This is a genomic window from Microbulbifer elongatus (genome assembly GCF_020524885.1).
Taxonomy (GTDB): domain Bacteria; phylum Pseudomonadota; class Gammaproteobacteria; order Pseudomonadales; family Cellvibrionaceae; genus Microbulbifer; species Microbulbifer elongatus_A.
The window spans coordinates 784,343-810,442 of record NZ_JAIVKJ010000001.1 but is presented as its reverse complement, the minus strand read 5'-3'; the positions used below and the strand labels follow the sequence as shown (position 1 = coordinate 810,442).

The window sequence follows — 26,100 nt, the reverse complement described above, 5'->3', positions numbered from 1 at the left end:
CATACAATGAGTAGTGATGAATTGAACGCAATTCTGGAATTGGACTGCGAAGCCCGCTTTGAGATTTTTCTGGATCTGGTCGGCGAGGAACGCGAGGTGTGGATCCTGATTAATAGTGACGACCACTTCCTAAAACTGCACTCGGAGGATCAGGGCGGCTTCGAATATCTTCCCGTTTGGCCCAGCACCGAATTCGCGGAAGCCTATGCCTCTGGCGAAAGTGGCCTTCAGCCCAAGAGCATTCCGCTGCCCCAGTTCCTGAACCGCTGGCTGCCTGGACTGAAAAAAGACGGTATTGAAGTGGGCGTGTTTCCAGGATCAGACGACAGCGTTTGGATTACCGAGCCGGCGGACCTGGAAAAAGATTTGCGAGACGAGCTCGCTCGCTTCTGAGCCGACGACACCCCGGCAATCTGGAAATCAGATAGGCATCAGATCGATACGGAGAATATAAATGGAATTCCTGATAACCCTCATCATCATTCTAGTGATACTGGTACTACCGCTAAAAATGGCTGCGGCCATGATGGGGGCGCGTAATACCGGAGTATTCGCCTGCCTGTTCGCTCTGTTGCTGGCGATCATCATCCAGCACTTTGTTGGCGGCTTGATTCCCGGGGTTACCGAAGAGTGGGGGCTACTGATCACCATTCCGCTGGCCGCCGTCGCCTATATGCTGATTCTGGGAACAGGCTTCCTCAAGGCGATTGTAATCGCTCTGGTACAGGGGCTGCTGACCATTGGCCTTACGCTGTTGCTCGGTGGTGTAATCGCCAACCTGTAATCCTCCGCTACCTGCCAGAAGAAAACCGGCGCTACGCGCTTGTCAAAGCTAAAGGGGTTACCGCTGCCAGCTGCCCTGAGCGCCGGCAATAAAAATAATACTGATTGCGTCCGTGGTTCTTGGCCATATACAAAGCGGTATCGGCATTCTCGATCACGCATTCCGGCGTAGCTGGGTAGTCCCCTTTCACCGTGGTTCCGCCGATACTCACGGTGATCAATGCCTGCTCATCCGGCCGGCCATCGTGGGGAATGGCACTCTCGCTGACCGCGTCTTGCAGTCGCTCAACCATTTCCGCAAGCTCTTCCTTATCGATGTTCGGCAGTAATAGTGCGAACTCCTCCCCGCCGTAGCGCGCCAGCAGCTCCCCGCTGCGCCGAACGCAACCGGCGATCGCATCGCTCACCAGGCGCAGGCAGTGATCCCCCGAGACATGCCCGTAGTGGTCGTTGTAGGCCTTGAAATGATCGATATCCAACAGAAGCAGCGACAGCGGAGTCTCAGCGCGCGCTGCCCGATTCAGCTCTTTTTGCAGGGTCTCATCAAAGTGTCGCCGATTCGCCAGCCCGGTCAATCCATCCTGCTCAGAGAGCTCCCGCAAGCGGAGATTGAGCTCTATCGACTGGACAATGGATCGGTATACCGGTGCCGATGCCAGAAGAATGACGACGCCGTACACAAACAGTGCGGCGGCCAGGATTTGCATGCGCTCACTACCATCCATAAGCAACAGCACAGTACCCGGGACAACAACCGGAATGAAGAAGGAAAGCAATGTCTTGGGGTGTGCCGCATAGCCTACCACCGCACAAGCACTTAGCCCCATCACCCACAGGCAGACAACGGACAGGAAAAACGGATCGCCCACAGGAACAAACGCGAACCAGGCCACCCCGTACAAACTCCCCTGCAGCGCTGCCATCACCGCAAAGTAAAGCCCCCAGCGCTCGCACTGCGCGATCTCTTTCTCGTGCCGTAGATATTGGAAATACAGAGGTACTCTCGCCGCAGACACCAGAATCAATGCCGCGAACCAGCTCAGCAGCTGTATATGAGAGGCAACATCCCAGAAATTGGCGACCAACAGTGCACCGGCGATCGGATGGCTTACCGCAAGCGTCCAGGTGTGCTTGTACACACTGGCGATTTTTTGTGCTCGAACCTGTTGGCGAAGGCTGGGAGTTTGCGCGGTCATCGTTGATTGCATTTGTGGGGTTCGGCGCGAATTGTGTTGGTGTTGGGGAGGGAGATCAAGTTTGGAGGGAGATCAAGTTTGGAGGGGGGCAGGGGTGATGGCATGGCTGCTGTGCGCTCTTTGCTGCCGCTGAACGAAAAAGCCCGGCTTATAGCTACTATTGAGCGTAATCTTGAGCCCGGTCGGGATGGACTTGAAACACGCTAAGGCGTGTTTCAATCCTGCGGGCTCGGCTGCGCCTCGGTCTTAACTCGCTGGCACGAGTTAATCGAACCTGAGGGTTCTCACCCGACCTCGCAGTCGTTTAACGAAAAAGCCCGGCTTATAGCCGGGCTTTTTCGTTAAATGGCGGTGAGGGAGGGATTCGAACCCTCGATGCCTTTCGACATACACACTTTCCAGGCGTGCTCCTTCGACCACTCGGACACCTCACCAAATTGTCTTGCTAATCAGTAACATAGCTCCCCGATCAGCGAGCGCGCACTTTACAGAAAGGCGACGGTGGGTGCAAGTGTATTTCGGAAATTTTCCCTGCCGCAGCCTGAATTGATGCGCATTACTCCCCGGTCCAGTCGGCGAAAAAATCGTCGACTGACAGCTCCGGTGCGGGTCTCGGGGGCTTTTGCGGGGTTCCCATATAGATAAAGCCGCTGATTTCTTCATTTTCAGCAAGGCCGAGCGCTTTCGCGACTGTCCGGTTCTCTGCCAGTGCACCGGTACGCCAGTATGCGCCGACACCTTGGGCAAAGGCGGCGGTGAGCATGGCCTGTACAGCGCCGGCGGTGGACATGCGCTGCTCTTCAAACGGCACTTTCGGGTGTTCCTGTAAACGGGTGATGGCCACCACGATCAGCGGAGCCCGCAAGGGCATCGCCAATGTGCGCTCGCGCTGGGCTTCGCTCAGGGGTTCGCTGGCCTCACTGGCGTTCAGGTAAATCTCTCCCATACGGTTGCGAGCCTCACCCTCCACCACCAGAAAACGCCAAGGACGCAGGTTTCCGTGATCGGCGGCGCGCAATGCAGCGCGGAAAATGGCATTCCGCTGTTGACTGTCCGGGGCGGGCTCAGTCAATCCACCTATCGATACTCGCTTGTGCAGTGCCTCCAGCGCGTCCATTTAATGCCTCCAGACTCTCTCGCTACTTGTTCAATTCGCTCCCTTCGCGGGATGACGGATTCTACCGCAAAACCTGAGATCAGCATTGTGGTACGACCGTACTTTTTAGGAATGCATCCTCATTAGCCGTCGCATTTGGTGCAACATGAGGGTAAACTTTGCGCCTGTCAGTGATGCAGGCCTCGTTATAATCAAAAACCTAAGAGCCTTCGGTTGTACGCCCGTACACCACTCACTGACGGGGACGAGAAAAGAACAAAATGCTCCCGGATCAGTACCGTTACCGATAAGACCCAGCGTCCATGCAGAACCAACCAGAAGAAAAAAGCAGCCGCCCGCAAGACACCAGGTATCCGCTCTATTTTCGCGCCCTGATTTGTTTTGCCGCATGCGGCACGTTGCTCAATAGCATCAGCTGGTCGGCACTTTTTACGCAAGACACCCTGCTGCAGCTCGCGATGGCCACCCTTTTGCTGGCGTACATTCCGGTTGCCTATCAAATTGCTCGCCGCAGCGTTCCGGAAAATGCCGGGCAGGTTCGCCGGTGGCTCTCCTTCACCGATGCCCTGTTGATTGGCATGGCAATGGCCATGTCGAATTTCAGCCTGCTGCCGAGCCTGCTGTTTCTTACCATGGTGCAGTTCAATGCCCTGACCCAGGGAGGCGGGCGCCGCTGGTTTGAGCACAATACGGCGATGCTGCTCGGGGTTGGTATCGGCTACCTGATACACCGCCCTGCCCTTGTGGTCAACGCCGACCTCAATATCAGTGCGGCGAGCCTGATTGGTGTATTCACTTATTTCTGCTGCTACGCCTTCTACACACACAAGCAGATTGCCCGCCTGAAGGAGGACAATCAGCAACTGCAAAAAGAGCAGCGCATTGCCAATCTCGCCAGCTACAAGCTCTCGCGCTACCTTCCCAAGCGCCTGTGGCGCGCGGTGACTACCGGTAAAGAGAAAGAGATTGTTACCGAGCGCAAACTGCTGACGGTTTTCTTTTCCGATATCAAGGACTTCAGTCAGCTGACTGAAGAGATGGAGGCAGAGACACTCACCCGCCTGCTGAATAATTACCTGACGGAAATGTCCCGTATCGTCGCCCACTACGGTGGCACCATCGACAAGTTCATCGGCGACGCGGTGATGGTGGTGTTTGGGGATGACCAAAGCAAAGGCCCCAAGTCAGACGCCCTGCGCTGTGTGGCCATGGCACTGGCAATGCGCAAACGGGTGAGCGAGATGATGCAGGAATGGTACGACCAGGGCATCTCCCACCCGTTGCAGATCCGTATGGGAATCAACACCGGCTACTGTACCGTGGGCGTATTCGGCACTGCCGACCACCAGACGTACACAGTGATGGGTACCCATGTAAACCTGGCCGCGCGGCTGGAAAGCGCGGCAGAACCCGGTGAGGTACTGATCAGCCACGAAACCTGGGCGATGATCAAACAGACGGTCATGTGCCGCGACAAGGGTCACGTCACGGTGAAGGGTTTCAGTACTCCAGTGAAAGTTTACTCGGTTACTGACCTGCGTAAAAACCTGGGCGGACAGCAGAGCTACCTGGAAGAGCATGCCCCCGGTTTTGCGATGCACCTGGACCTGGACAAGGTGCGCAATTACGACAAGGATAAAGTGCTGCAGGCTCTTCAGACGGCGCAGGCGCGTCTGAAAAGTAAAGTAATTCTATAAACATCGGCCTGATTTACTTCCGGGTGAGCGCTCGCTGAACGTCTCATAAAGGTAGCAGCAACCTGATTGTTCCCCACGGCACCAATGAACGGAAACCAACCGATACCCGGACTGACGGACCAGCTTTATCAAGAGCTTCGGCACTGTGCGCGACGTATTCTCGCCAGCCAGAACGGCAACCTGACTCTTCAGACCACCGACATAGTGCACGAAGCCTGTATCCGGCTTATCGAATCGCCCTCTGAATATCAATCCAAGGCACACCTCTATCGCTGCGCCGCCAAGGCCATGCGCCACCTGTTGATTGACCACGCCCGAGCAAAATCGGCCCAAAAACGGAATGGGCAGCATTTGCGGACCATCTGGGTCGACGACCTGCTGGGAGATATCGATATCAATTTCGGTCTGCTCACCATCGACAAGACGCTGACCGAACTGGCCACCATCAGTGACCGCCTGGAAAGTATCGCTGAGCTCCACTACATGGCGGGCTTTACCCAGAAGAAAATTGCCGAATTCATGTCATTGAGCGTGGCCACTGTCGAGCGGGAACTAAAGTTCGTGCGTACATTTCTGACTGATCGCCTGCAACACAGCCATGCGTGACGCCACCGATCTGAAAAAAATCAAGCAGCTGTTCGACACCTGCGAGCCACTCAGCCAATCTGAGCGAGAAACAGTCTTCGCTGAGTCTCACCTCGACCGCCAACTGATAGACGAAGTGAAACGGCTCTTGGCTATTTCCGACGATGAACAGCCTGAAGAGCAGCAAGCAAACATCATTGGCCTCCAATTACAGGACCTCACCCAGAACCTCGAAACTAACCATCGACTCGGCATTTACCGGGTAGAGCGGGAAATCGGCCGCGGTGGTATGGGCATTGTTTTTCTGGCCCACCGTGACGATGGCAGCTATCAACAGCAGGTAGCGATCAAGATTGCTCCGAGTTTCGCCAGCGAAGAAGAACTGAAGCATTTTCACCGCGAGCGACAGATCCTCGCGCAACTGCAACATCCGAATATTGCCATGCTGCTTGATGGCGGCACCACACCGGAACAACGTCCGTACCTGGTCATGGAGTACGTTCAGGGCGTGCCAATTACTGACTATTGCGATCAGCACCAACTGGATTTGCGACGCCGCCTGAAGCTTTTTCTCGCCGTTTGTGACGCGGTGAGTTTTGCTCACAACCATCTGGTGATTCACCGGGATATCAAACCAGAAAATGTACTGGTTACCGCCGAAGGCAAAGTAAAGCTTCTGGATTTTGGTGTCAGCAAGATAATGAACACCGGGCAGAGCCCACAGCACACCACTCGACTCTCAGGGCTCACCCCAGCCTATGCCAGCCCGGAACAGCTCGCGGGCAAAGCAACGTCTATGGCAACCGACGTTTACGGCCTTGGTACGCTACTCTACCGGATGCTTTCCGGCACCACGCCCCACCAGAATGAAAACGCCTCCACAGAACAACTGATCCGTGCAATCTGCGAAAAAGAACCGGCCGCGGTCAGCAAAGCGGCAGCCAGAAGTGGATCAGCTATCAAGCAGAAGTCTCTCAAGGGGGATATCGACAACATTACGGCCACCGCGCTGCGCAAAGAACCGCAGAACCGATTTGCCAGTGTCGGTGAACTGCAATCCGATGTAGGCCGATTCCTTCGCGGTGATCCCGTCATGGCCACCCCTCCGGGTTTCCTATATCGGAGCAGTAAGCTTATCCGCCGATATCCTTTTGCGTCGGCACTGGCGCTGACGGTCTTCGTCACCGTCAGCGGAGGACTCGGCGCCAGCGCCTACCTCGCCAACAAGCTGAGACTTGAACGAGACAATCTATTGGTTGCAAAAGCGGAGACAGAGCGCCAAGCGGAAATCGCGCAAAGGGTCACAAAACTGCTGACAGAAATGTTCGACGCTGCGTCTCCGGCGCAGGCACAAGGGCATACGATCGATGTAGGGGAGCTACTACAAGGCGCTGCGCGCAAGACCAGATCATCGTTGAATGAAGAACCGGCTGTCAAAGCACAGCTACTCAACACGCTCGCGCAAGTGAGTTACAACTCCGGTAAATACCGGCAAGCGGTGGAGCTTCAACTGGAGGCCCTGGCACTAATACCGGAACCCGCTTCAACCAAAAAGTCTGATCGGGCAATAGCTTACGCTCACGCCCAGGCCGACTCTCTAATCCGGCTCGGGCGCTATTACCGCGAAATCGGTGAAATGGACTCTGCAGGACAGAAGCTGTCCCAGGCTTTTGACCTGCTAAATCAGTACCCCGATGTAAGGCTCAAGGCCCGAGCCCTACACAGGAAAGGCCAGCTGGTATCCAGAGTCGGGACTCCCGATCAAGCCATTGAAATTCTGAAGCAGGCTCAGGATCTCTGGGGTGAGCTTCCCGATAAGGGTGCGGAGCTCGGCTTCGCAGCCCGCCACAGCCTATCCAACGCGTATTTCAACAAGGCCGATTTCAGTATGGCAGCCAGAACGGAAGAAGCCGTACTGGCCGATCGAATCGCTCACCTCGGAGATACTCACCCGGACACTCTGAATAGCTATCGATTCGTTGCCAGAAGCTATATGCGCGTCGGCCGCTGGAACGAGGCACAAAAGCTGCTGGAGCATGCTTACCACACCAGCAAAAATATCTTTTCCCGCGATAGCAAGATTTATCGTCATACAGCCATCGCCTATGCACGACTCAAACGCAGACTGGGTTACCACCAGTTGGCGCTTGAGACATTAAGCGACTTGCTGTCAGAGCAAAGGGAGCAATTGGAAACCACGGCAGAGCTGCTCAACCACCGCGGTTACACGTATTTCCTGATGGGAATGTATACAGAGTCCAGGCGTGATCTGGAAAAATCAAATGCGATTCTGAGCAATTTATATCCGAGCTCTGCTGACTCCACACTACTCCCTCGCGCAAATCTGGGGTACGTAATGACGGCTACCGGTAATTTAGATGCGGGCGTAGCCCTGATTAATGCCGTAATGGAAGATAATATCGCCATGTTCGGCCAGGACGACTATGGTGTCGCAGCCTGGAACCTGATGCTTGCCCGAGTCGCACTGCGAGAGAATGACCTCGAGAAAGCCCGGGACCTTACCGAGCTATCGCGGACGATTTTTCTGAAAACCTACGGCCGCGGCCAACCACAGGTGCTCGAAACGGATGAGGTAGACGTGGCAATTTCCATGGCGCAGGGTGACGTTTATCAGGCGACTGCGCAGTGTCATGCGCTGCTCAACCGTTTCAAAAAAATATTTCCCGCCGATGCGCCAATTATTGCCAAATACGAAGCATTGCTGAACGACCTGCGCGAGCAAAATGAAAACCCTACCCGGAAGGCAATCGCAAATGCCACGCCCAGCGCCCCCAAATATGCCTCAAAAAATCGCTAACCCACCAGGTATTTCTGCGTTTCCGGATAATCCGACTGAAAGCGAACCAGCTGACCATCTGCCCGAATTTTCACCATGACCTGACTAACATCACCGGTCGAAACCCAGATTTTGTTGCGATCGGCCGACTCTATCGTTTTGATAGCGCCAGTATCGCGGTCATATTCCCCAGCCCTGACCGGGAAATTATTTTCTTGCGCGCGGGCATTGATCACTTTCGCGAGGGCGGCAGGCCAGCGCCAACTTTTGCCGTGATACTCACTGGGAACCTGGTAGCGGAAGCGCATTTGCTGGACGTTAGCGCCGGAGTTCAAAACAAGGACATCAACAATCTGGCCTGCCGCCAGTGAGCGGCCACCGATCGTAGTCATCTGCACAGGATCTAAGCGATCGATACGAGCGACATAATTGCCTTCCGGACCCCATATCCAATTCAGGCACGAAGAGCCGCTAGCACGCAATGAGCCGTCGGCCTGACGCACCCCCGCGGATATAGGAATATCTTTCTGCACGTTAATCGCACTGGCGAGATCCAGTGCGTACTCGTACTGATTCTGGTACCCCACTGACACCACATGGTCTACGGAGCCGAATCCTATCCCCCCTTCTGCAGCGCCATCCCCACTCAAGGTAACGCGCAACAGGGTACCTTCTTTTAGCGCAGCGCCTCCGCTGATTGCGCGGGTTTTGATTTGCACAAGTTTATTGCGGTGCAAGCGGGCCTTTATCCGCTTACCGCCTCGGCACCCCTCTACGTGCAAGCTCGCCAGGCTGCGACCAAAGCCCACATCCACAGTGTTTGCGTTTTCCATTCCGTACCATTCCACATTGTACTTACTCGCGGAAACATCGACGCCCACTGAATATGCTGCGTCAACGTTTCTCGGTCCAATGAAGTTAGTTACGGGATACGGGTACAAATCCCCTCATAGAGGGATGACTTTTTGAACGTCGAGTTTGGGTTGTGCGGGTGTTTACTGCCGGGCAAACCGCCCCGGGAACTCGATTTCACCCGAGGAGCTTCTCAGGGGGTTGATATCCAACCCACCGCGACGGGTATAACGCGCGCAAACGGTAAGCTTTTCAAATTCAGCAAGTCGCTGCAGATCACAGTAAATTCGCTCCACGCAGTGCTCGTGAAAGTCCTGGTGCTCGCGGAAGGAGATAATGTAGGCAAGCAATGATGCCCGATCGAGCGCCGGGCCACGGTACTCAATCGATACGGTAGCCCAGTCGGGCTGACCAGTTACCGGGCAATTACTGCGTAAAAGATGGCTGTAGAGAGTTTCCTGGACGATAGCCCCACCATCTTCCAACTTAAGAAGCCCCGCATCCGGCTGATAGATCCGGGCCTGAATATCCAGCTTGTCCACACAGATTCCGGACGGTGTGTGTACCGCCAGTACCGGATCTTCAACGTCGAACAGGGTCACGGCCACGTCGCTACCGGCGGCCGCACTCAGATCCTTCTCCAGTGTCTCGCGCACCGCATCAACAGAGGTGAACTCGGTCTGATTAAGGGAGTTCAGGTATAACTTGAACGATTTAGACTCGATCATCGACGGGCTGGAAGCGGCGAAACAGAAGCGGGCTACCGCTACCTGCGGTACCCCCTTCGGGTTCAGCCAGGACAACTCGAAGCCCCACCACTCATCCGCGCCGCTGAACGGCAGCGCCTGCCCTTCCAGCCCGAGGTGCGCGCGGGATACCGAGCGCGGAATCGGGTGCAATAGCTGCGGGTTGTAGTTGGATTCGTATTGGGTTTCTTGTCCCAGAGGCAGGTTTTGCCAGTCTTCTCGGTTCATGTTTTGACTCAAGCTTATTTTTCGCCTGCGGGGCAGGCTCCTACAAGGCACCCTGTAGGAGCCTGCCTTGCAGGCGAACCATTAATTTCTGATCAATGTCGCAGCCGCTTGCCGTGGCTCATCAGGTGCAGCGCCCAGGCCGACAGCAAGGCAATAAACACCAACACACCGGCAAAGGCCCAGCCCACATTGATATCGGAAACCCCGAGCACGCCGTAGCGGAAGGCATTGACCATGTAAAGCACAGGATTGAGTTTGGAGAGCCCCTGCCAGAACGGCGACAACAACTCGATGGAGTAGAACACCCCACCGAGATACGTAAGCGGTGTCAGCACAAAGGTGGGAATGATCGAGATATCGTCGAAACTGTTAGCGAAGATTGCGTTGATAAACCCGGCCAGGGAGAACAGCACCGAGGTCAGGAATACAATCAGTACCGTCAGTCCGATATGCTGGATGCTCAGGGAGGTGAACACGAGCGCGATCAGGGTAACGATAAACCCCACGATCAGGCCCCGCGCCACGCCGCCGAGAACGTAACCAGCCATCACCACCCAGTTGGGCGTGGGTGACACGAGAAGCTCCTCAACACTGCGCTGAAATTTGGCACTGTAGAAGGACGAGACCACATTGCCATAGGAGTTAGTAATCACTGCCATCATGATCAGGCCCGGAACCACAAACTCCATATAGGAATAGCCGCCCATCTCACCGATACGGCTGCCAATCAGGGAACCGAAAATCACAAAGTACAGGGACATGGTGATCACCGGCGGCACCAGGGTCTGTGGCCAGATACGGGTAAAGCGGCGCACTTCCCGGCGAAAGATTGTGGAGAAAGCGGTCCAGATTAGTTGCGGGCTCACGACTGCGCCTCCTGGCCTTCACCGGCATCATCAGATTTTTGCTGCTTATTTTCAGCCAACAGGGAAACGAAAAGCTCCTCCAGGCGGTTGGCGCGATTGCGCATACTGGTTACGGAAATACCTTGCGGGGTCAGAAGGGCGAATAGGTCACTGAGGGACTGGCCCTTTTCCACGGTGATCTCCAAGCTGTGCTCATCCAGCAGGCGACCTTCAAAGTCTCCGAAATCCGGTGCATCTCTCAGTGCTTCCCGGGTATCGAGAATAAACACTTCCCGGCTCAGGGTCTTGATCAGGGACTTGATCGAGGTGTTCTCGACGATATCGCCCTTGTCGATAATGGCGATATTGCGACACAGGCTCTCCGCCTCTTCCAGGTAGTGCGTGGTCAGGATGATGGTGGTGCCCTGGGCGTTGATCTCTTGCAGGAACTCCCACATGGAGCGACGCAACTCAATATCCACACCGGCGGTGGGCTCATCCAGAATCAGCAGCCTGGGCTCGTGAATCAGCGCGCGGGCAATCATCAGCCGCCGCTTCATGCCACCGGACAGCATGCGTGCCTGGGTACTGCGCTTGTCCCACAGGCCCAGTTTGCGCAGATACTTTTCTGTGCGCTCTTCCGCGAGTTTGCGCGGCATTCCGTAGAAGCCGCCCTGGGTGCAAACGATATCGAACACCTTTTCAAACTGGCTGAAATTGAACTCCTGCGGCACCACGCCGAGCTGCTGCTTGGCCTTTGGGAAGTCCTTGTCGATATCGATACCGAAGATCGAAACGCTGCCGCCCGTCTTGCGGACCAGGGAGCAGAGGATACCAATGGTGGTGGACTTGCCGGCGCCATTAGGACCGAGCAGGGCGAAGAAGTCGCCGGGTTGAACCTCAAAGCTAATGCCTTTGAGGGCCTGAAAACCGTTGTCGTAGGTCTTTTGCAGATCGCGTATGGAGAGTGCGGCTGTCATGCGTTCAACTGTATTCGCTAAAGGAAGGCGCTATTCAACGCTTATAGGGAGCACAATTCAACCGGGACCGGCTATAGCGACTTCAGCGCCGATCAGACTGAATCTGTGCTGTGCGGAACTCGCTGCCCGATTAACGGGCAAAAAAAAGCCGCTCATTGAGCGGCTTTTATTTTGGAGCGGGAAACCGGGTTCGAACCGGCGACCTCAACCTTGGCAAGGTTGCGCTCTACCAACTGAGCTATTCCCGCAAATTTGACCGAGCTGAAAGTAAATCTTCCTGCCCGGTAATGCAAGATCGTCGTTACGTTGCGACCTTGCGGTATTGGCATCCCCAAGGGGAGTCGAACCCCTGTTACCGCCGTGAAAGGGCGGTGTCCTAGGCCTCTAGACGATGGGGACATAGGAACTGGAGCGGGAAACCGGGTTCGAACCGGCGACCTCAACCTTGGCAAGGTTGCGCTCTACCAACTGAGCTATTCCCGCAGTGGCATCCCCAAGGGGAGTCGAACCCCTGTTACCGCCGTGAAAGGGCGGTGTCCTAGGCCTCTAGACGATGGGGACCCAGAATCCTTCATCGGCGGCGCTGAGTGCTTGGTGACAGTTCAGCTCTGCGTCAGAAGTGGGGCGCATTCTATGGACAGGCCGGGGGGCTGTCAACACCCGATTTAAAACTTTTCTGTAAATTTTTCCTTTCCATACAGGCACTTACAAAACCGCCGGCAAAATGCCGCGCTGCTCCAGTCGATTTCGTCAGCATCTCGGTCCACTGCCCAGTTGGCAATTGAGGCGCCACGTATACATCCGCCGATATCAGCTACTGCACCCGCTCCTCAAGCCTGCGCATGAACTCCCTGATTCTGTCTGCATTGCTACCGAAATCCCGCTCCCCGGTACGGGATGCCGAGCGCATATCCACCAGGGTGTTCCCCACGCCTTTCCCGGCACCTTTCCCGGCACCTTTCTCCGTACCCTTCGCCGTCTCGGCAGGCTGCGGCTTATCGGGGGTGCCTTTCTCTCCCTTGGCGTCGCTTTTCTCGCTCTTGGCGCCGGAGGTGTCGTTTTCAGGCCGGATTCTTACCACCACATCCTGGGTGATAGCCAGTACAGGGGTCCGCGCCACGGCCTCCAGACGCCCCTGCCCTGCCCGTACCGCAATGACCCGCCATCCGAGATCGCGTGCCACGGCTTCCGCGGCGGTCATCACCTTATCCGCGGGCACAGGTAGAACCAGGGTCTGGATATCCCGATACATGGTGGCGTCCTTCTGTACCGCTGCCGCAGCGGCCCCGGGATAATCGGCACTGTGGTCGCTGCTGTCGCGCAGGGAGAGCAGCAGGTCAAACTGGGGAGGGTCCGACAGGTCGGTGGTGATATCGTACAGGGCGGGTGCATTCAGGTGCTGCTGCCCGACGGTGAAAAGGGGAAGCGCTACCGGGATAACCCCCAGCACCATGGCCCACAGGGCCGCGGTGCGCGCTTCGCTGTGGCGGCGAATGAGCCCCCACAGAAACACCAGCATAGAGAAGAGTGCCACGGCCACCATTGCCAGCCCCAGCCCACCGAACAGAGAGAAAGCAGAGTCCAGCCCCAAAACGCCGGTGCGCACAGCTACGACGCCCAGACCTATTGCGGCGAGCAGCAGCCATTGGACTCGGTACAGCCAGCGCCCCCAGTGGCGAGGGCGGCCCGATCGAATCATGTCCATTCTCCTGGGTATCACGGTACCGGCGCTGGCCACCAATGGCACAGACGCGAGAGCGCAGAACGCAGCGCTCCGATACCGTGACTGAAGACGGCCCGGTCAGTCCGCGTTCTTATCCGGGTCATCCGGGTCGTGTTTTACTGACAGTGAATTAACACAATAGCGCAAGCCGGTAACCGTGGGTCCGTCCGGAAAAACGTGGCCCAGGTGGGAGCCACAGCTGGCACACAGGATCTCCGTGCGTTGCATCCCCAGGCTATTGTCCACCCGCTCCTCGACAACCCCCTGCTCCGCTTCGGCATCGAAGCTCGGCCAGCCACAGCCGGCATCGAACTTGGACTCCGCATGGAACAGCACCTCCCCGCAACAGCGGCAGCGGTACCTGCCATCCTCGAAGGTATCCCAGTACTCGCCGGTGAACGGCCGCTCGGTTCCCGCCTCGCGACAAACGCGAAATTCTTCCTCGGTCAGGCGCTCACGCCAGTAGTTATCGTCTTTTTCTTTTGACATACTGTTACTCCTTTTTTTTGCCTGATAAGTCAGTATCCAGCGGCACTACCCTGCCCGGCTCAACGCTTAGCGGCAGCACCTTCGCTACCCACGGTGTATATCCCATCGCGCCCGGTTCACCCAACCCCGTCCGGTGGAAAGCCCCGATTCCAAGACCGGCAGCAAAGCCTACTAAAAAACAGGCCCCGGTTAGAAGAATTTGCCAACTGGGCAGTCGTTGCAAGACTGACCGGTTTACTGTTCACAAGCCTATTTAAAGAACACAGCAATGAAGGATATTCACAAGTCGGAAAAACTCCACGGCGTCTGTTACGAGATTCGCGGCCCTGTCATGGAGCAAGCATCGCGCCTTGAAGAAGAGGGCCACCGGATCATGAAACTGAACATCGGCAATCCGGCACCCTTCGGTTTCGATGCCCCGGATGAAATTCTTCAGGACGTAATCTACAACCTGTCTCAGGCGCAGGGATACGTGGAATCCAAAGGCCTGTTCGCCGCGCGCAAGGCGATCATGCACGAGTGCCAGAACCTCGGAGTCCCCAACGTCGATATCGACGATATCTACCTGGGTAACGGCGTTTCCGAGCTCATCTCCATGTCCACCCAGGCGCTGCTGAACACCGGCGACGAAATGCTGTTGCCGATGCCGAATTATCCGCTGTGGATGGCCGCCACCAACCTCACCGGTGCCAAACCGGTACTCTACCGCTGTGACGAACAGGCCGGCTGGCTGCCAGATATCGACGACATCAAGTCCAAGATTACCCCGCGCACCCGCGGCATCGTGGTCATCAACCCGAACAACCCCACCGGCGCGGTTTATCCGAAAGAACTGCTGGAACAGATCGTCGAAGTCGCACGCCAGCACAACCTGGTGATCTTTGCCGACGAGATCTACAGCAAGATTCTGTACGACGATGCGGTGTTTACCCCCATGGGTACTCTCGCCGAGGATGTGTTGTGTTTGAGTTTCAACGGCCTGTCCAAGTCCTACCGACTGGCCGGGTTCCGCTCTGGCTGGATGGTGATTAGTGGAGCCAAGCACCGCGCGCGAGGATTTATTGAGGGCATGGACATCCTTTCGTCCATGCGCCTATGCGGCAATGTGCCGGCGATGTTTGCCGTGCAGACCGCCCTCGGTGGATACCAGAGCATCAAGGATCTGGTGCTGCCCGGCGGCCGCCTGCGCCAGCAGCGCGACCTGGCGTTGCGGATGCTGAATGACATTCCCGGTGTCAGTTGCGTGAAACCCGAGGGAGCCATCTACCTGTTCCCGCGGATCGACCTGAACAAACACAAGATCGAAAACGATGAGAAGTTCGTGCTCGAGTTCTTGCGCCAGGAAAAAATCCTGCTGGTACAGGGCAGCGCCTTCCACTGGGATGCACCGGACCACCTGCGCATCGTGTTCCTGCCCCGCGCCGATGACCTGACGCACGCCATCGATCGCCTGGGCAATTTCCTCGAGCGCTATTCCAAATAACAAAAGAGCGGCAAGCAGTAACGAGAGCGACCGATGCTGGACGATTTACATATCCACGATTTCTACCGCGATGCCGGGCGGATTCTACTGGCCCTGTTCCAGCAGTTTCCGGCACCGACCACGATTTACGTGGAAGATATTGCCGGCCCCGACACACCAGATGAATTCGGCCTGCACTCCCCCCGCCACCTCGCCTGCCTGGGGGCCATGACCTGGCTGAAAGAGTGCGGATATATCAATTTTTCGCAACTGGTGCGGCAAGAAGCTGTGGAAGAGGCGTCTTTGACCCATCACAGCTTTTTGCTTTTAGTGAGTCGTGGGGACGATGGCATCAGCAACGCGGAAAAGTTGAATAGCGCGGTACACGAAGGGTCCTCTCCCGAGCTGGCGAATCTGATGGTGGGTCTCATGAATAAACTTGGCCACTGATTGTCAAAACCGGGAAAAATATTTTGGCACGGGAGTCAGCGTGAGCGTGTTGACTCAGAGAAAGTCAAGCGTATGATTCTCACCACTTTCGAAACCGAACAAAGCAAAGACGAACAAATTGAAGATGAACTTAGCAAAGACGAACAAACACCTGGCAGCCGATGACGCGAGCTTAGCAAGGCAGCAGCCCTGCACGTTTATCTCGCTGTGGCGAGCTTATAGTGCTATGTGGTAGAACACCTTTTTTCGGGAGGGTGTGGGCCCTTCCGGAATTTCAAGTTCGTCAAGAATCTGAAAGCCCGGAAAGAAATTTCCGGGCTTTTTTCATGCCCTGAAAAAACCAAATATCAGGACCAGAGAAATGTATAGAAACACGGATAGATTAAGCAAGCGCCTTTGGGCGCGGTTACCGTTAAAACAATGGCGGAAGCCTGTATTTAGCAGGCCTAAAACCATCAGTACTAATGGAAATCAGTGCTTTATAGCCCCAATTTAACTTGCCGGCATGCCGGCATTCGAATGCCGGCTGCGTGGAATATCAAAACCCCGCGTGGCACAACACGCGGGTTTTTTTAGTTTTGGCCTTTTGATTTTCTCTGATGCAAAGCATTTGAGGGGTGATCAGGAGGTCGACACCGAGTTTATCGTTGACGAAGCGGACTGCGGCCCTGGTTCCGAAGACCAGGCTGGCGCGGTGGCCAGTGGCTTACCGTGTACCGACCGTTGTACGGGCGATAGGCATTGCTATTTAGCTCAATTGGTAGAGCAACGAACTTTGACTTCGTGTGTCGTGGGTTCAAATCCCGCAATAGCCATTAACATTCGACTGTAAATCGAAATTGTTTTTGCAAGGGGCCTTCGGGCCGGGGTGCAACTCCCCTCATGCCTTCGGAGCATGTAACAACGGGGGATCCACTGTGCCAGCTTTGGTGCACCGTGGGTCAGCCGCCGGCAGTATGCCTGTGTGCTGTGCCGGGCAGATCGGTAGAGGAGGGGCTGGGTGCAGTATTGCCTAGTAGACTATTCGTCTTTCCGTCTTCACCCATGTCTGTCTTCCATCTATACGCGTACCGCGCGTACAGGTGGATTGGCCCAACACCCAGCTGCTGTCGGCCGCAGACTCTGCGGGTGGACTCCCCCACTTTTTTAGCATGCGCTTGCGCATGCGTTTGTGAAAGATGCCATATGACAAGGAGGTGTCATGCTTTTTTGGAGAACAATCGAAATCCCGGAGAATGTGCGCGCACTGGTATTTCAGCGCGGGGGCTTTGTATCCCTGCTGGAGGCGGGAACCCATCGCTTTGGTCCGCACGTCTATTCCATGACGGTCGAGCATTATGAGGTTACAGATCTGACCATCCCGCGACCGAAGATGAAGTACCTGCTGCGCAATCACCCGGAGCTCGAGCAGTATATCGATTGTGTAGAGACTGGAGATGATGAGGTCGCGCTGCTGTACCGGGACGGGCGGTTGGACGATATCGTGCTGCCCGCCCGTGAATTGGCCATCTGGAAAGGAGTCGATCAGGTTACCGTAGACAAGATCAACCTTCACGATGCCTTTGCGCTATCTCCTGAGCTGGCGACAGCACTGCGCTTCAGTCTGCCTGCGTCACTAGAAACCAAGGTGCGTAACCTGGTGTATCTGACCGAGGTCCCGGATAGCCATCGCGGTATGCTGCTGGTCAACGGGCAGCTTGTCGACTGGCTGGAACCGGGTTATTACGCCTACTGGAGACCTGGACGAAGCATTCAGGTGAAGCTGATTGATTTGCGCATGCAACTGGCGGAGGTGAGCGGCCAGGAAATCCTGACCCGCGATCGGGTATCACTGCGAATCAACCTGTCTGCGAGCTATCGGGTAGTGGACGCAGAAAAAACCAACACCACCGCAGGCGACTACAGCAGTCACACGTATCGTGCACTTCAGCTTGCCCTGCGCGAAGCCGTTGGCACGCGTAAGCTAGATGAGCTACTCGAGAACAAGCGCGCCCTCAATGGGGATATCAAGGAAATCCTCGGCGAAGGCCTCAGCGGCATCGGTGTGGAGGTCTGCGATATCGGCGTCAAGGACATTGTCCTGCCGGGTGAGATGAAAGCCATTCTCAACCGTGTGGTCGAAGCGCAGAAGGAAGCCGAAGCCAACCTGATTCGTCGTCGTGAAGAGACGCAAGCGGTCCGCGCGCTGCATAACACGGCGAAGATGATGGAAAGCAACGGCACATTGATGCGTTTGAAAGAGCTGGAGGCACTTGAGCGTGTTACCGGCAAGATCGAGCGAATTTCTGTCTACGGAGGGCTCGATGGCCTGATGACAGAGCTCGTAAAGCTACGCAGCCCGGTGGATGCTGCGCGTTAACAGGGTGCCGCTAAATTTTGCGGCACCCTTTTTTGTTTCGTTTCTAGTTTCGCTTCTATATGTACCCAGTCGCCTACCGCCTAAACGCCACATGCAACATCTTCAGCGCTGCATCCGGGTCGCTATCGGGAAAGTCCGGGTTCTGCGGCAACCGCTCTACCACGGAATAACCGGGATTGGCGGCACGAATCAACTCGCGAAAATACGCCTCACTGTGCGCCGGTGAGTTCAGTACGAACAACAAGTCCGCCTGATCAGCGAGACATGCCGGCAATTTTTCAAGCAGCTTTGCATAATTGATCTCCACTTCAAACGCTCCTCTCTGCCGCGTCGGCGGATCCACCACGGCGAGCTGGAAGGGACCGCTGCGGTCATAGCGCTTGAAGTCTCGCACGGCATCCCGGGCAACAAAGCGAATGCCTTTCATGGGAAGGTCGTTGAACTGGTGATTCGCCTGCCCGCGTTTTAACACGCCCTTGTTCAGGTCGATATTGAGTATCTCCAGATCGCCGGCCGCCCGCGCCACCACCGAAAAGGCACAGGTAAACGAAAACAGATTGAGCAGCTTGAGGTTTTCCACCTTGCCCGCTTTTTCCCGCACCTGCTGCTCCAGCCACTGGCGGCCGGGCTCGATATCCAGAAAGAAGCCTACGTTTTGCCGATCAAAGGTCAGTGGGAATTCCAGCGCACCGCGGCGTGCAACCGGCGCTTCGACAGGCTCGCCGCACTCCCACAGGATCGGCGCGCGAGGCTGGTAACGGCGCTGCACGGCGATACCGGTATAACCGAAGGGCTGCACCAGTGACCACAGTTGCTGCGCAAGCGCGTCCTCACCCTCGTACTCTTCAAACAGGGTCACCAGAATCGCGGGGTGATAGCTGTCTACACAAACTCGCTCAAATCCGGGATACACGTTGCCGCGGCCGTGAAACAGGCGGCGGCTGTCCAAGGCGCTTTCTGCCGGGCGTGACTGCTCAAGTTTACTGCGCACAATCTGCAGCAGGGATTCCCAGTTCAATGTAGTACTCGCTGTTTTGTTACTGATAAAAGTAAGGCTGATAGTAATAAGAAAGGCTCACTGAGCCTGGCCGCTGCCGTCCCCGGACAGCGGATAAAGAATTTCGTCGCGGTACCCGGTAACTACGGGAATAAAGCCGCTCCAGGCTTCATCCAGTGACGAATCGCCACTGTCGATCAACAGCGGCCGCCCACCCAGCTCGGTGATTTTGGTTTTGGTGGCCACAACCATCAGGTGTTCGCGCCCAACCGCCCTCAGCACCGTCGGCGACAGCTGCTGGTTGCCACGACCTATGAGGTGCCCCTGGCCACCGATAGCCGTTAGTATGATTTTTACCGGCTTTTCCGCATTATCTTCGCGGTGACGCTGGATGGCGGCTTCTATCTCTAGCGCATTGACGTCTGCCGCCAACAGGGAACCGTCCTTCCACAGATCCACCCCCAGCAGGGTACCTTCCTCGCCCAACTCTGAGAGTACGGCGAGGGTGGTGGAGCCTGGACCGAAGATATACAGGGTCTGAGGATCCTGTTCGTCGATTTCCTCGATTATTTCCGCGGCAATATCGGCCACCGCCAACTCTTCCACTTCGCGGCCGGCATTTTTTACCGCCTGCAGGAAATGTCCCTCTTCCGGCACCAACAACTCCCCGTAATAGCGGGTGCTGACACGACCCTCGCGGAAGGACTTCTCGTCGATATCGCGCACTTCGTGCTGGTGCAGATCCACCAGTTCACCGGCCATCAGGCGGCGCAACACTTCCCCGCCCGCTTTCGGTGAAATGGCGAAGCAGGCGGAGTGCATTTTTACCCCGGCGGGAATACCCAGCACCGGAAAGTTGTCGCCCAGAGCATTCACCATATTGCGCGCGGTGCCGTCGCCGCCGGCAAATACGATCAGGTCGGCACCGGCAGAGCGAATGGCTTTTGCCGCCGCCTCGGAATCCTCTGGGGTTGAGCGGCCGGAGGTTGCGGCGCCGACCACCTGTACCGTGAACCCCAGCTCGCGTGCCAGGTCTTCACCCATGTCACCGGCAAAGGTGACAATTTCCAGCGCGTCGGCGAACGGCTGCAACGCCTGCAGTGCAATTGCCGCACGCTTGTGAGACTGCGGTTCGATGCCCGCCGCCAGTGCCTGCGCAACCGTCTCCGCACCATCACTGCCTTTAAGGCCTGCGGGGCCGCCGATACCCGCCCAGGGGTTGATGATCAGTCCGAGTTTCTTGAGTTTCACTTGAGCCCCAGGATTTCCAATTGCTTGCGCGTCTCAGCGTCCAGTTGCGGCGCCTCAAGTCGGAAGTGAGAAAATTCCAGGCGCCTGGGGTACTGCTTGCGCAGCTGATCGAAGGCGATCGCCATGGACTGCGCTCCGGCACGGGCTTGCTGTGCAGCGGCGCGCAGGCGTTGGTCGTCGGCGCGGGGATCGTACATTTGCAGCAAAAGGTCGCGAATCGCAGCAAAGCCCTTTTCTTTGGTGGTAACCGACTGCCACTCCCCTGTGGACTCACCATCGATCTCTACCGGCGGCAAAGACAGGGCACGATTTAACGCCTCACGCACCAGCCGGGTACCAGCCAGCTTCCCGTCGTGGCTATAACCTGCGATATGAGGGCTGCCGAGATCGGCTTTCTCCAGCAGATCGAGGCCGATATCCGGCTCGTTTTCCCACACGTCCAGTACACAGGTAAACGGTGCCGATTGCTGCAAAAGCGACAGCAGCGCGGCGCTATCAACCACGGCGCCGCGTCCAGCACTGATCAGCACTGCTCCGGGCTTGATGGCCGACAGCGCTTTCCCATCGATCATATGGTGGCTGGGATGTTCGCCACCTTTTACCAGGGGTGCGTGCAGGCAGATCACATCCTGCTGTAGCAAGGTCGATAGGTCTGCCGCGTCGGGATTGTCAGGGAGCCAGGGGTCGTAAACCTTGCAGGGGATACCCAGCGCACGGAGTTTGCGCTGCAGACTCCCGCCAACATTGCCGCAGCCAACGATGCCAAAACTGCGATTGCGCCAGTCCACATTCAGTGCAGCCAATACACAAAATACATACTCCACGACCGAATTGGCGTTGCAGCCCGGCGCAGCACTCCAGGAGATTCCCTGCTGCTCCAGCCACAGCGTATCCAGATGGTCGGTACCGATGGTACAGCTGCCCACAAAACGGACCGGGGTGCCTTCAAGCAGCTCTTTATCCACCTGGGTAACCGAGCGCACCAGCAATATGTCGGCCGCTGCCAGCTGCGCGCGGGTCATAGTGCGCCCGGGTACGCGGGTGATGTTCCCCAGGTCCGCAAACCAGGTATCCAGCCCGGGAATGTTTTCGTCGGCAACGATATTCATTGTCATTGGGTTGCTGTACTCATCAGGTTTTCGCGGTTTTGCAGACTTTCGAGTGTGCGGCGAATCTTTCCGGCAAGTCCGCCAATGCCAAACTCTTCCGCCAGCGCAATGGCCAGATCCGGTTCCCGTGGCGCACAGGCAATGCCTTCTATCCCGGCCTTACCGACCGCCAGCGGCACCTGATATTCCAGTTGTGCCAGCTGCAGTGCCATACGCATCTGATCCGCATGCTCGGTAATTTTTCTGGCAATGCCCGCAGCCCCGCGGATTTTCAGGGTGGCAACCTGATCCACTTTAACAATCAAAGACTCGACATCGTCAAACTCCGCCAGCAATCGCGCCGCGGTTTTGGCACCGATACCGGGGACTCCGGGGATATCGTCGATGGCGTCGCCGACCAGGGCCAGATAGTCGGCTATCTGGCCGGGGCGCACACCAAACTTGAGCCCTATCTCCGCACAGCCCAGATGCTGGTCGGCAGCGAAATCCCACAGGCTGGCGGCACCGCGCTCCAACAGCTGGCCAAGATCCTTGTCCCGGGTCACGATCACCGGCGCAGCGCCATTTTCCACGCACCGTCGCGTCAGGGTTGCCAGAATATCGTCCGCCTCGTAGCGGTCGCTGGCATAACTGGCAATACCCAGTGCTTCGGCCATTTCCCGGCAGGCTGCCAGCTGGTAGGCCAGTGCCTCATCTGGCAGCGCGCGGCTGCATTTGTAGTCCGGATAAATGTCGTTGCGGAAGCAATTACCCAGGGATTCGTCAAAAGCACAGGCGATATATGCGGGTTTGCGAGCCAACAGGTCGAGCAGAAAGTTGCTGAAGCCGTAGACCGCTTCTGTGGAGTAACCGCTGCGGCTCTCCCAGTTGGGCGGCAGCGCAAAGTAGTAGCGGAAAATATAGACCGAAGCGTCGACCAGGAAAGTCTGGCTCATCCGAGATCCTCCAGGCGGTAAGCACCCGGGTTGAACGGATCGCTGGTACCAAAAGCCGCCGCCAGTGCCCGAGCAAGCTGGCGGGCACGGGCGTTCATGTCGGTGTCAGTGCCTTTAACACAGTAAAGCTGCACCTGCTGCCAGATATCCCTCTTGAACTGGTCACTGGGCCCGAGGCCCGCATCCAGGTTGTCGGCGCTCACTCGAAATTTCATGCCGCAGGCAACGGAAAAGATCCACTCCAACGCCTGGGGTTTTACCTCCACCCGCTCGAACTCCGCCTGCTGCTCGGCGCTGCGGCCATCGGGCGCGTACCAGTAGCCGTAATCCGGCTGCAGGCGGCGCTCGGCTCCCGCCACACACCAGTGTGCGGCTTCATGCAGTGCACTGGCGGCGTAATCGTGGGTGAACTCCACCTGGTGCCAGTCACCATCACTCTCCGCTGGTCGGTAATAGGGCTCGGGATTGTCGCCCACCAAGCGCGTATTGAGCCCGGAAGGATCAGAAAAGCAGCCACCGAAGACGGTGACTATGCGTTCAGTCACAGATTGTTGTAGCTCAGAGTGCCGCGCAGGGGGTTGCGCGCCCCGAGAAGTATCGAAGTGGTATGGAACTTGCTCATCCAATAGTGCGTTCGGCAAAACGGTTGACTGCTCTGGTATCTGTACTGGGTACTGTTTTCATCAGGGATCAGGTCTATCCGCACGGACGGACACCCAATTGGCGCGGACTATATCAGGGGGCGGGCGGGGATCAAGGCTGGCCGGTTTTCAGCCGGGCTATATGCGGAATGCCGGGTCCGCCCCCACTTCGAATCCATTCAAGCAAAAAGGAGGCATTTAGAGGCAAAGAACCCCACTCCGCTGGTTGTATTTCTGCGGATCAGAATATACCTTTGAACATAGGGATACCGGAAACCAACTACCGCTCAACGCAGTCGCCCCATGGGCACAGAGTGGTTGTTTTCGGTTGCGGTACCGGCTTCCCAGGGAGGCAAAAAAAGCGCTCCCGGAGTCTGGATTCGGCGATTGGCCGCCCGGCCCTCGCTCGATATCCCTGCGCCGGTTGCACTTCATAAGTAGTACAAGACCTTCCCGCCCTACTACCGGCCCTGCAAGGAGGTGCTCTATGACCGACCACAGAACGAACAACGTGGTTGACCTCTTCACCGGCAAGCCAATCGAGACTTCAGAGAACCTGCGGTTTATTCGCCTGTCTCCGGAGCTGGACGGCTTGGAAATGCTCTACTCCAACAATTCCAGCGGAACTGACCTCTACAGCCTGAAAATCCTTTGCTGGGGCCTGCGTGCCAACGGCGAGATTGTCGGACTGGTTCCCTGGTTAAACGCCATTGTGGCCTGCCCGGATATCCAGGACCCTCTGGATGGACGGTTTGAAGGTTACTATGACCCGGGCATCGAGGAAATTTTCCACGAGCCTCCGATCCATAAAATCGTCGAGCTGGAGACTGCGGCGGAATACTTCGAGTACGAAAGCAATCAGGCGGACGAGGTTGTCCAGGAGATCCCCGACACCATTGGTACCCATGCGGTATTCATGGATGTCGACAAGGAGAACCTGACCCTGACCGAGGTGGTGAGCTGGCGCCTTTTCGCCAGCGGTGAGATCCACGGCATGCTGATTGATCACAACAGTGTGGAAACCACACCGGTTCTTCCCGGGGACGATTGCCTGTACCCGGCACAGGAGTCGGAATGTTTCCGTTACTTCTTCCAACACCACATCGCCAACAAGATCAAATCCGAGGACCCGGAGGCCCTAGCTGCGATCGCGGCGCTTGTCACTTCGCCCTAACTTATTTCCCTCACATTTACACAAAATAAGGGCGACCAGTGGTCGCCCTTATTACGTTTGAACAATTGTTGTGGCGGTCGATTCTGACTTCTGGGGTTCAATCCGCCTTCTTGATCCAGTAAACAAACTCATCATTCTCTTCCGCGTGCTTCACCAGCTCGTAACCAAGAAACTGACAGAACTTGGGTACATCGCGCTGAGTAGATGGGTCTGTGGCGAACATCTGCAATACTTCACCCTCCGCGACCTTGCGTACCGCGGCGTGGAGCATCATGACGGGTTCCGGGCACAGCAGGCCGCGGGCATCGAGGGTATGGTGTGATTTCATGGGGCTATTGTCAGGGATTTACGCCAGCGCGTCATCTGCAAACCGTGCCAGCCCGACCAGAACACCTGGTCATTTTGTGAAACCGGTTCGCCGAATGGCACCGGAAAAGACTAAACTGCACGCACCCTGTTCACCAGAACAGCTTATAACAAGTCACCAGAACAGTCGTTTCAGTAAGGATGAGAAAGCAGTCATGATTTATGTATTGATCGAGCGGGAAGTTGCCGAGGACCTGGAGACCACCTACGAGGATGCCGCCCGCCGACTGTTGACCAACGCCTACCAGACCACCGGCTTTGTGGACGGCCATACCTACACCGAACTGGACAACCCGCGCCGCCGCTTCACCCTGTCAAAATGGAAGTCGGTACTGCACTGGCAGCAGTGGTATGACAGCGAAGAGCGTCGGGAGCAGATGGCACAACTTGCACCGATGCTACTTCACGAAGAGCGGATTACAATTCTCGAGCGCGCATAAACTCCGCAGCCCTGTCAGCGGCAGCCTGCCAGTGTTGCTGCTGACTGAACCCACTGGCTTTGCGCGGCTTGAAGTCATGATCACCGTCCTCTAGCCAGCAGAGCTCGATGGCAGACGCCAGCGGATAACCCGCCACCTCTTCACGATTCCCCAGTTTGTCCCGTGTACCCTGCACAATCAATGTCGGACAGGTGAGCGGCACCAGATGTTCGGTGCGAAGCTTTTCTGGCTTGCCCGGTGGATGGAACGGATAGCCCAGGCACACAGCCCCGGCCACCCTCCCTTGTTCAAAATTCTCTTGCGCCAGCATACTCGCCACGCGCCCGCCCATGGACTTGCCACCGATAAACAACGGCGCCGCGGACAGCTCCTCGCCGGCGCGTTCAATCTGCGCCTGAAACGACGCCAGCAGCACCTCCATCTTGTTGGGTGGGCGGCGCTTGCCAGACTCCCTGCGCTCTTCCATATAGGGGAATTCAAAACGCACCACCCCAACGCCCTGAGCGGCGAGCAATTCTGCCTGCGCCTGCATAAAGTCACTGTCCATGGGCGCGCCGGCGCCGTGGGCAAAAAGGAACCAGGCTGAGGGCTCCTCTTGCGGCCTTCTGAGCAGCCAGTTGTCTGACATCAGTAATCTCCGCTTCCCGGGCCATCCTTCGGAATGTCTTCTGCAAGAATGAGGTTCACGGACTCTTCACCGGGCTCGAACCAGATCACCACTGTCTTGTTTTCCAGCTGCCGCCGCAGGTTCGCCACCTTGTCCAACAGGCTCACCTCCCGTTCACCGTAATCGGTGCCGTCGCGGGTGGCGTATTCTTCCAGCAGGTTTTGCAGGGTTTCTGGGTCCAGTTGTTGGTGCGGGATGATCATTATGTACC

At 56.6% G+C, this 26,100-nt stretch carries 26 protein-coding genes and 6 tRNA genes; 11 read left to right on the top strand and 21 right to left on the bottom strand.

Translation table 11 applies throughout. From position 1 onward, the window contains the following. The first annotated feature begins 6 nt into the window (after positions 1–6). Both LC059_RS03385 and LC059_RS03380 read left to right on the top strand, forming a co-directional pair. Entirely contained in the window at positions 7–393 is a 387-nt protein-coding gene (locus LC059_RS03385; protein WP_226702410.1) for a DUF2750 domain-containing protein, read from the top strand. Between the two features lie 61 nt (positions 394–454). Then, on the top strand, positions 455–784 hold the full coding sequence (locus LC059_RS03380; protein ID WP_226702409.1) for a hypothetical protein: 330 nt from the start codon (positions 455–457) through the stop codon (positions 782–784). Positions 785–815: 31 nt separating this feature from the next. Here the strand turns inward: LC059_RS03380 and LC059_RS03375 are convergent, their stop codons facing one another. The 3 genes from LC059_RS03375 to LC059_RS03365 all read right to left on the bottom strand — a co-directional run bounded on the left by LC059_RS03375 (position 816) and on the right by LC059_RS03365 (position 3,096). Next, positions 816–1,979 (bottom strand): GGDEF domain-containing protein, encoded by a 1,164-nt coding sequence (locus LC059_RS03375; RefSeq protein ID WP_226702408.1) that lies wholly within the window; start codon positions 1,977–1,979, stop codon positions 816–818. Between the two features lie 346 nt (positions 1,980–2,325). Then, positions 2,326–2,413 (bottom strand) — tRNA-Ser (locus tag LC059_RS03370). 122 nt (positions 2,414–2,535) lie between these two features. Then, positions 2,536–3,096 carry a nitroreductase family protein gene (locus LC059_RS03365; protein WP_226702407.1) on the bottom strand — a complete coding sequence of 187 codons (561 nt, stop codon included), beginning with the start codon at positions 3,094–3,096 and terminating at the stop codon, positions 2,536–2,538. Positions 3,097–3,398: 302 nt separating this feature from the next. On the opposite strand from LC059_RS03365, the gene LC059_RS03360 reads away from it, so the two are divergent. The 3 genes from LC059_RS03360 to LC059_RS03350 all read left to right on the top strand — a co-directional run bounded on the left by LC059_RS03360 (position 3,399) and on the right by LC059_RS03350 (position 8,196). Next, complete coding sequence (locus tag LC059_RS03360; RefSeq protein ID WP_226702406.1) at positions 3,399–4,793, top strand: adenylate/guanylate cyclase domain-containing protein; 1,395 nt, start codon at positions 3,399–3,401, stop codon at positions 4,791–4,793. 84 nt (positions 4,794–4,877) lie between these two features. Continuing rightward, positions 4,878–5,399 carry an ECF-type sigma factor gene (locus LC059_RS03355; RefSeq protein WP_226702405.1) on the top strand — a complete coding sequence of 174 codons (522 nt, stop codon included), beginning with the start codon at positions 4,878–4,880 and terminating at the stop codon, positions 5,397–5,399. Next, entirely contained in the window at positions 5,392–8,196 is a 2,805-nt protein-coding gene (locus LC059_RS03350) for a serine/threonine-protein kinase (protein ID WP_226702404.1), read from the top strand. The genes LC059_RS03355 and LC059_RS03350 overlap by 8 nt, the downstream gene beginning before the upstream one ends. Here LC059_RS03350 and LC059_RS03345 read toward each other — a convergent pair. The 10 genes from LC059_RS03345 to msrB all read right to left on the bottom strand — a co-directional run bounded on the left by LC059_RS03345 (position 8,193) and on the right by msrB (position 14,038). After that, a complete protein-coding gene (locus tag LC059_RS03345) occupies positions 8,193–9,008 on the bottom strand; it encodes a hypothetical protein (RefSeq protein WP_226702403.1) in 816 nt (271 codons plus the stop codon). The genes LC059_RS03350 and LC059_RS03345 overlap by 4 nt on opposite strands. A 162-nt stretch (positions 9,009–9,170) precedes the next feature. Then, a complete protein-coding gene (gene queF, locus LC059_RS03340) occupies positions 9,171–10,001 on the bottom strand; it encodes an NADPH-dependent 7-cyano-7-deazaguanine reductase QueF (protein ID WP_226702402.1) in 831 nt (276 codons plus the stop codon). Positions 10,002–10,093: 92 nt separating this feature from the next. Then, positions 10,094–10,867 (bottom strand): ABC transporter permease, encoded by a 774-nt coding sequence (locus LC059_RS03335; RefSeq protein ID WP_226702401.1) that lies wholly within the window; start codon positions 10,865–10,867, stop codon positions 10,094–10,096. Next, complete coding sequence (locus LC059_RS03330) at positions 10,864–11,826, bottom strand: ABC transporter ATP-binding protein (protein WP_226702400.1); 963 nt, start codon at positions 11,824–11,826, stop codon at positions 10,864–10,866. Before LC059_RS03330 ends, LC059_RS03335 begins: the two co-directional genes overlap by 4 nt. 172 nt (positions 11,827–11,998) lie before the next feature. Beyond that, positions 11,999–12,074, bottom strand: a tRNA-Gly gene (locus tag LC059_RS03325). Between the two features lie 75 nt (positions 12,075–12,149). Beyond that, a tRNA-Glu gene (locus tag LC059_RS03320) sits at positions 12,150–12,225 on the bottom strand. 8 nt (positions 12,226–12,233) lie between these two features. Next, positions 12,234–12,309 (bottom strand) — tRNA-Gly (locus tag LC059_RS03315). 2 nt (positions 12,310–12,311) lie between these two features. Continuing rightward, positions 12,312–12,387: transfer RNA gene (locus LC059_RS03310), tRNA-Glu, on the bottom strand. A gap of 253 nt (positions 12,388–12,640) precedes the next feature. Further along, complete coding sequence (locus LC059_RS03305; RefSeq protein ID WP_226702399.1) at positions 12,641–13,525, bottom strand: DUF1499 domain-containing protein; 885 nt, start codon at positions 13,523–13,525, stop codon at positions 12,641–12,643. A 102-nt stretch (positions 13,526–13,627) separates the two neighbouring features. Further along, on the bottom strand, positions 13,628–14,038 hold the full coding sequence (gene msrB, locus LC059_RS03300) for a peptide-methionine (R)-S-oxide reductase MsrB (protein ID WP_226702398.1): 411 nt from the start codon (positions 14,036–14,038) through the stop codon (positions 13,628–13,630). Positions 14,039–14,306: 268 nt separating this feature from the next. Between msrB and LC059_RS03295 the strand changes: the two genes are divergently transcribed. From LC059_RS03295 to LC059_RS03280, 4 genes are all read left to right on the top strand, one after another. After that, the gene (locus LC059_RS03295; RefSeq protein ID WP_226702397.1) at positions 14,307–15,521 is read left to right on the top strand and encodes a pyridoxal phosphate-dependent aminotransferase; all 1,215 of its coding nucleotides are present in this window, start codon (positions 14,307–14,309) and stop codon (positions 15,519–15,521) included. Between the two features lie 33 nt (positions 15,522–15,554). Further along, the gene (locus LC059_RS03290) at positions 15,555–15,950 is read left to right on the top strand and encodes a hypothetical protein (protein WP_226702396.1); all 396 of its coding nucleotides are present in this window, start codon (positions 15,555–15,557) and stop codon (positions 15,948–15,950) included. 743 nt (positions 15,951–16,693) lie between these two features. Then, positions 16,694–16,765: transfer RNA gene (locus tag LC059_RS03285), tRNA-Gln, on the top strand. 386 nt (positions 16,766–17,151) lie between these two features. Next, complete coding sequence (locus tag LC059_RS03280; RefSeq protein WP_226702395.1) at positions 17,152–18,309, top strand: slipin family protein; 1,158 nt, start codon at positions 17,152–17,154, stop codon at positions 18,307–18,309. Positions 18,310–18,382: 73 nt separating this feature from the next. Here the strand turns inward: LC059_RS03280 and LC059_RS03275 are convergent, their stop codons facing one another. The 5 genes from LC059_RS03275 to LC059_RS03255 are packed head-to-tail and all read right to left on the bottom strand — an operon-like array spanning position 18,383 to position 23,146. Beyond that, entirely contained in the window at positions 18,383–19,327 is a 945-nt protein-coding gene (locus LC059_RS03275) for a class I SAM-dependent methyltransferase (RefSeq protein ID WP_226702394.1), read from the bottom strand. Positions 19,328–19,384: 57 nt separating this feature from the next. Further along, positions 19,385–20,557 carry an ATP-NAD kinase family protein gene (locus LC059_RS03270; protein WP_226702393.1) on the bottom strand — a complete coding sequence of 391 codons (1,173 nt, stop codon included), beginning with the start codon at positions 20,555–20,557 and terminating at the stop codon, positions 19,385–19,387. Further along, positions 20,554–21,672 carry a 4-phosphoerythronate dehydrogenase gene (locus LC059_RS03265; protein ID WP_226702392.1) on the bottom strand — a complete coding sequence of 373 codons (1,119 nt, stop codon included), beginning with the start codon at positions 21,670–21,672 and terminating at the stop codon, positions 20,554–20,556. The genes LC059_RS03270 and LC059_RS03265 overlap by 4 nt, the downstream gene beginning before the upstream one ends. Next, the gene (locus LC059_RS03260) at positions 21,669–22,601 is read right to left on the bottom strand and encodes a 5'-3' exonuclease (RefSeq protein ID WP_226702391.1); all 933 of its coding nucleotides are present in this window, start codon (positions 22,599–22,601) and stop codon (positions 21,669–21,671) included. The genes LC059_RS03265 and LC059_RS03260 overlap by 4 nt, the downstream gene beginning before the upstream one ends. Further along, positions 22,598–23,146, bottom strand: a complete 549-nt coding sequence (locus LC059_RS03255) for an elongation factor P hydroxylase (RefSeq protein WP_226702390.1) — start codon at positions 23,144–23,146, stop codon at positions 22,598–22,600. The genes LC059_RS03260 and LC059_RS03255 overlap by 4 nt, the downstream gene beginning before the upstream one ends. Positions 23,147–23,729: 583 nt before the next feature. Between LC059_RS03255 and LC059_RS03250 the strand changes: the two genes are divergently transcribed. After that, on the top strand, positions 23,730–24,416 hold the full coding sequence (locus LC059_RS03250) for a hypothetical protein (RefSeq protein WP_226702389.1): 687 nt from the start codon (positions 23,730–23,732) through the stop codon (positions 24,414–24,416). Between the two features lie 97 nt (positions 24,417–24,513). Here LC059_RS03250 and tusA read toward each other — a convergent pair whose 3' ends face one another. Continuing rightward, complete coding sequence (gene tusA, locus LC059_RS03245) at positions 24,514–24,744, bottom strand: sulfurtransferase TusA (RefSeq protein WP_226702388.1); 231 nt, start codon at positions 24,742–24,744, stop codon at positions 24,514–24,516. 193 nt (positions 24,745–24,937) lie between these two features. On the opposite strand from tusA, the gene LC059_RS03240 reads away from it, so the two are divergent. Beyond that, on the top strand, positions 24,938–25,222 hold the full coding sequence (locus tag LC059_RS03240) for an antibiotic biosynthesis monooxygenase family protein (RefSeq protein WP_226702387.1): 285 nt from the start codon (positions 24,938–24,940) through the stop codon (positions 25,220–25,222). On the opposite strand, the gene LC059_RS03235 is transcribed toward LC059_RS03240, so the two are convergent. Next, complete coding sequence (locus tag LC059_RS03235; RefSeq protein WP_226702386.1) at positions 25,200–25,850, bottom strand: alpha/beta fold hydrolase; 651 nt, start codon at positions 25,848–25,850, stop codon at positions 25,200–25,202. The two genes, LC059_RS03240 and LC059_RS03235, sit on opposite strands and share 23 nt — an antisense overlap. After that, positions 25,850–26,092: a YheU family protein gene (locus tag LC059_RS03230; RefSeq protein WP_226702385.1), complete on the bottom strand. Its 243-nt coding sequence runs from the start codon at positions 26,090–26,092 to the stop codon at positions 25,850–25,852. The genes LC059_RS03235 and LC059_RS03230 overlap by 1 nt, the downstream gene beginning before the upstream one ends. Positions 26,093–26,100: the final 8 nt, after the last annotated feature.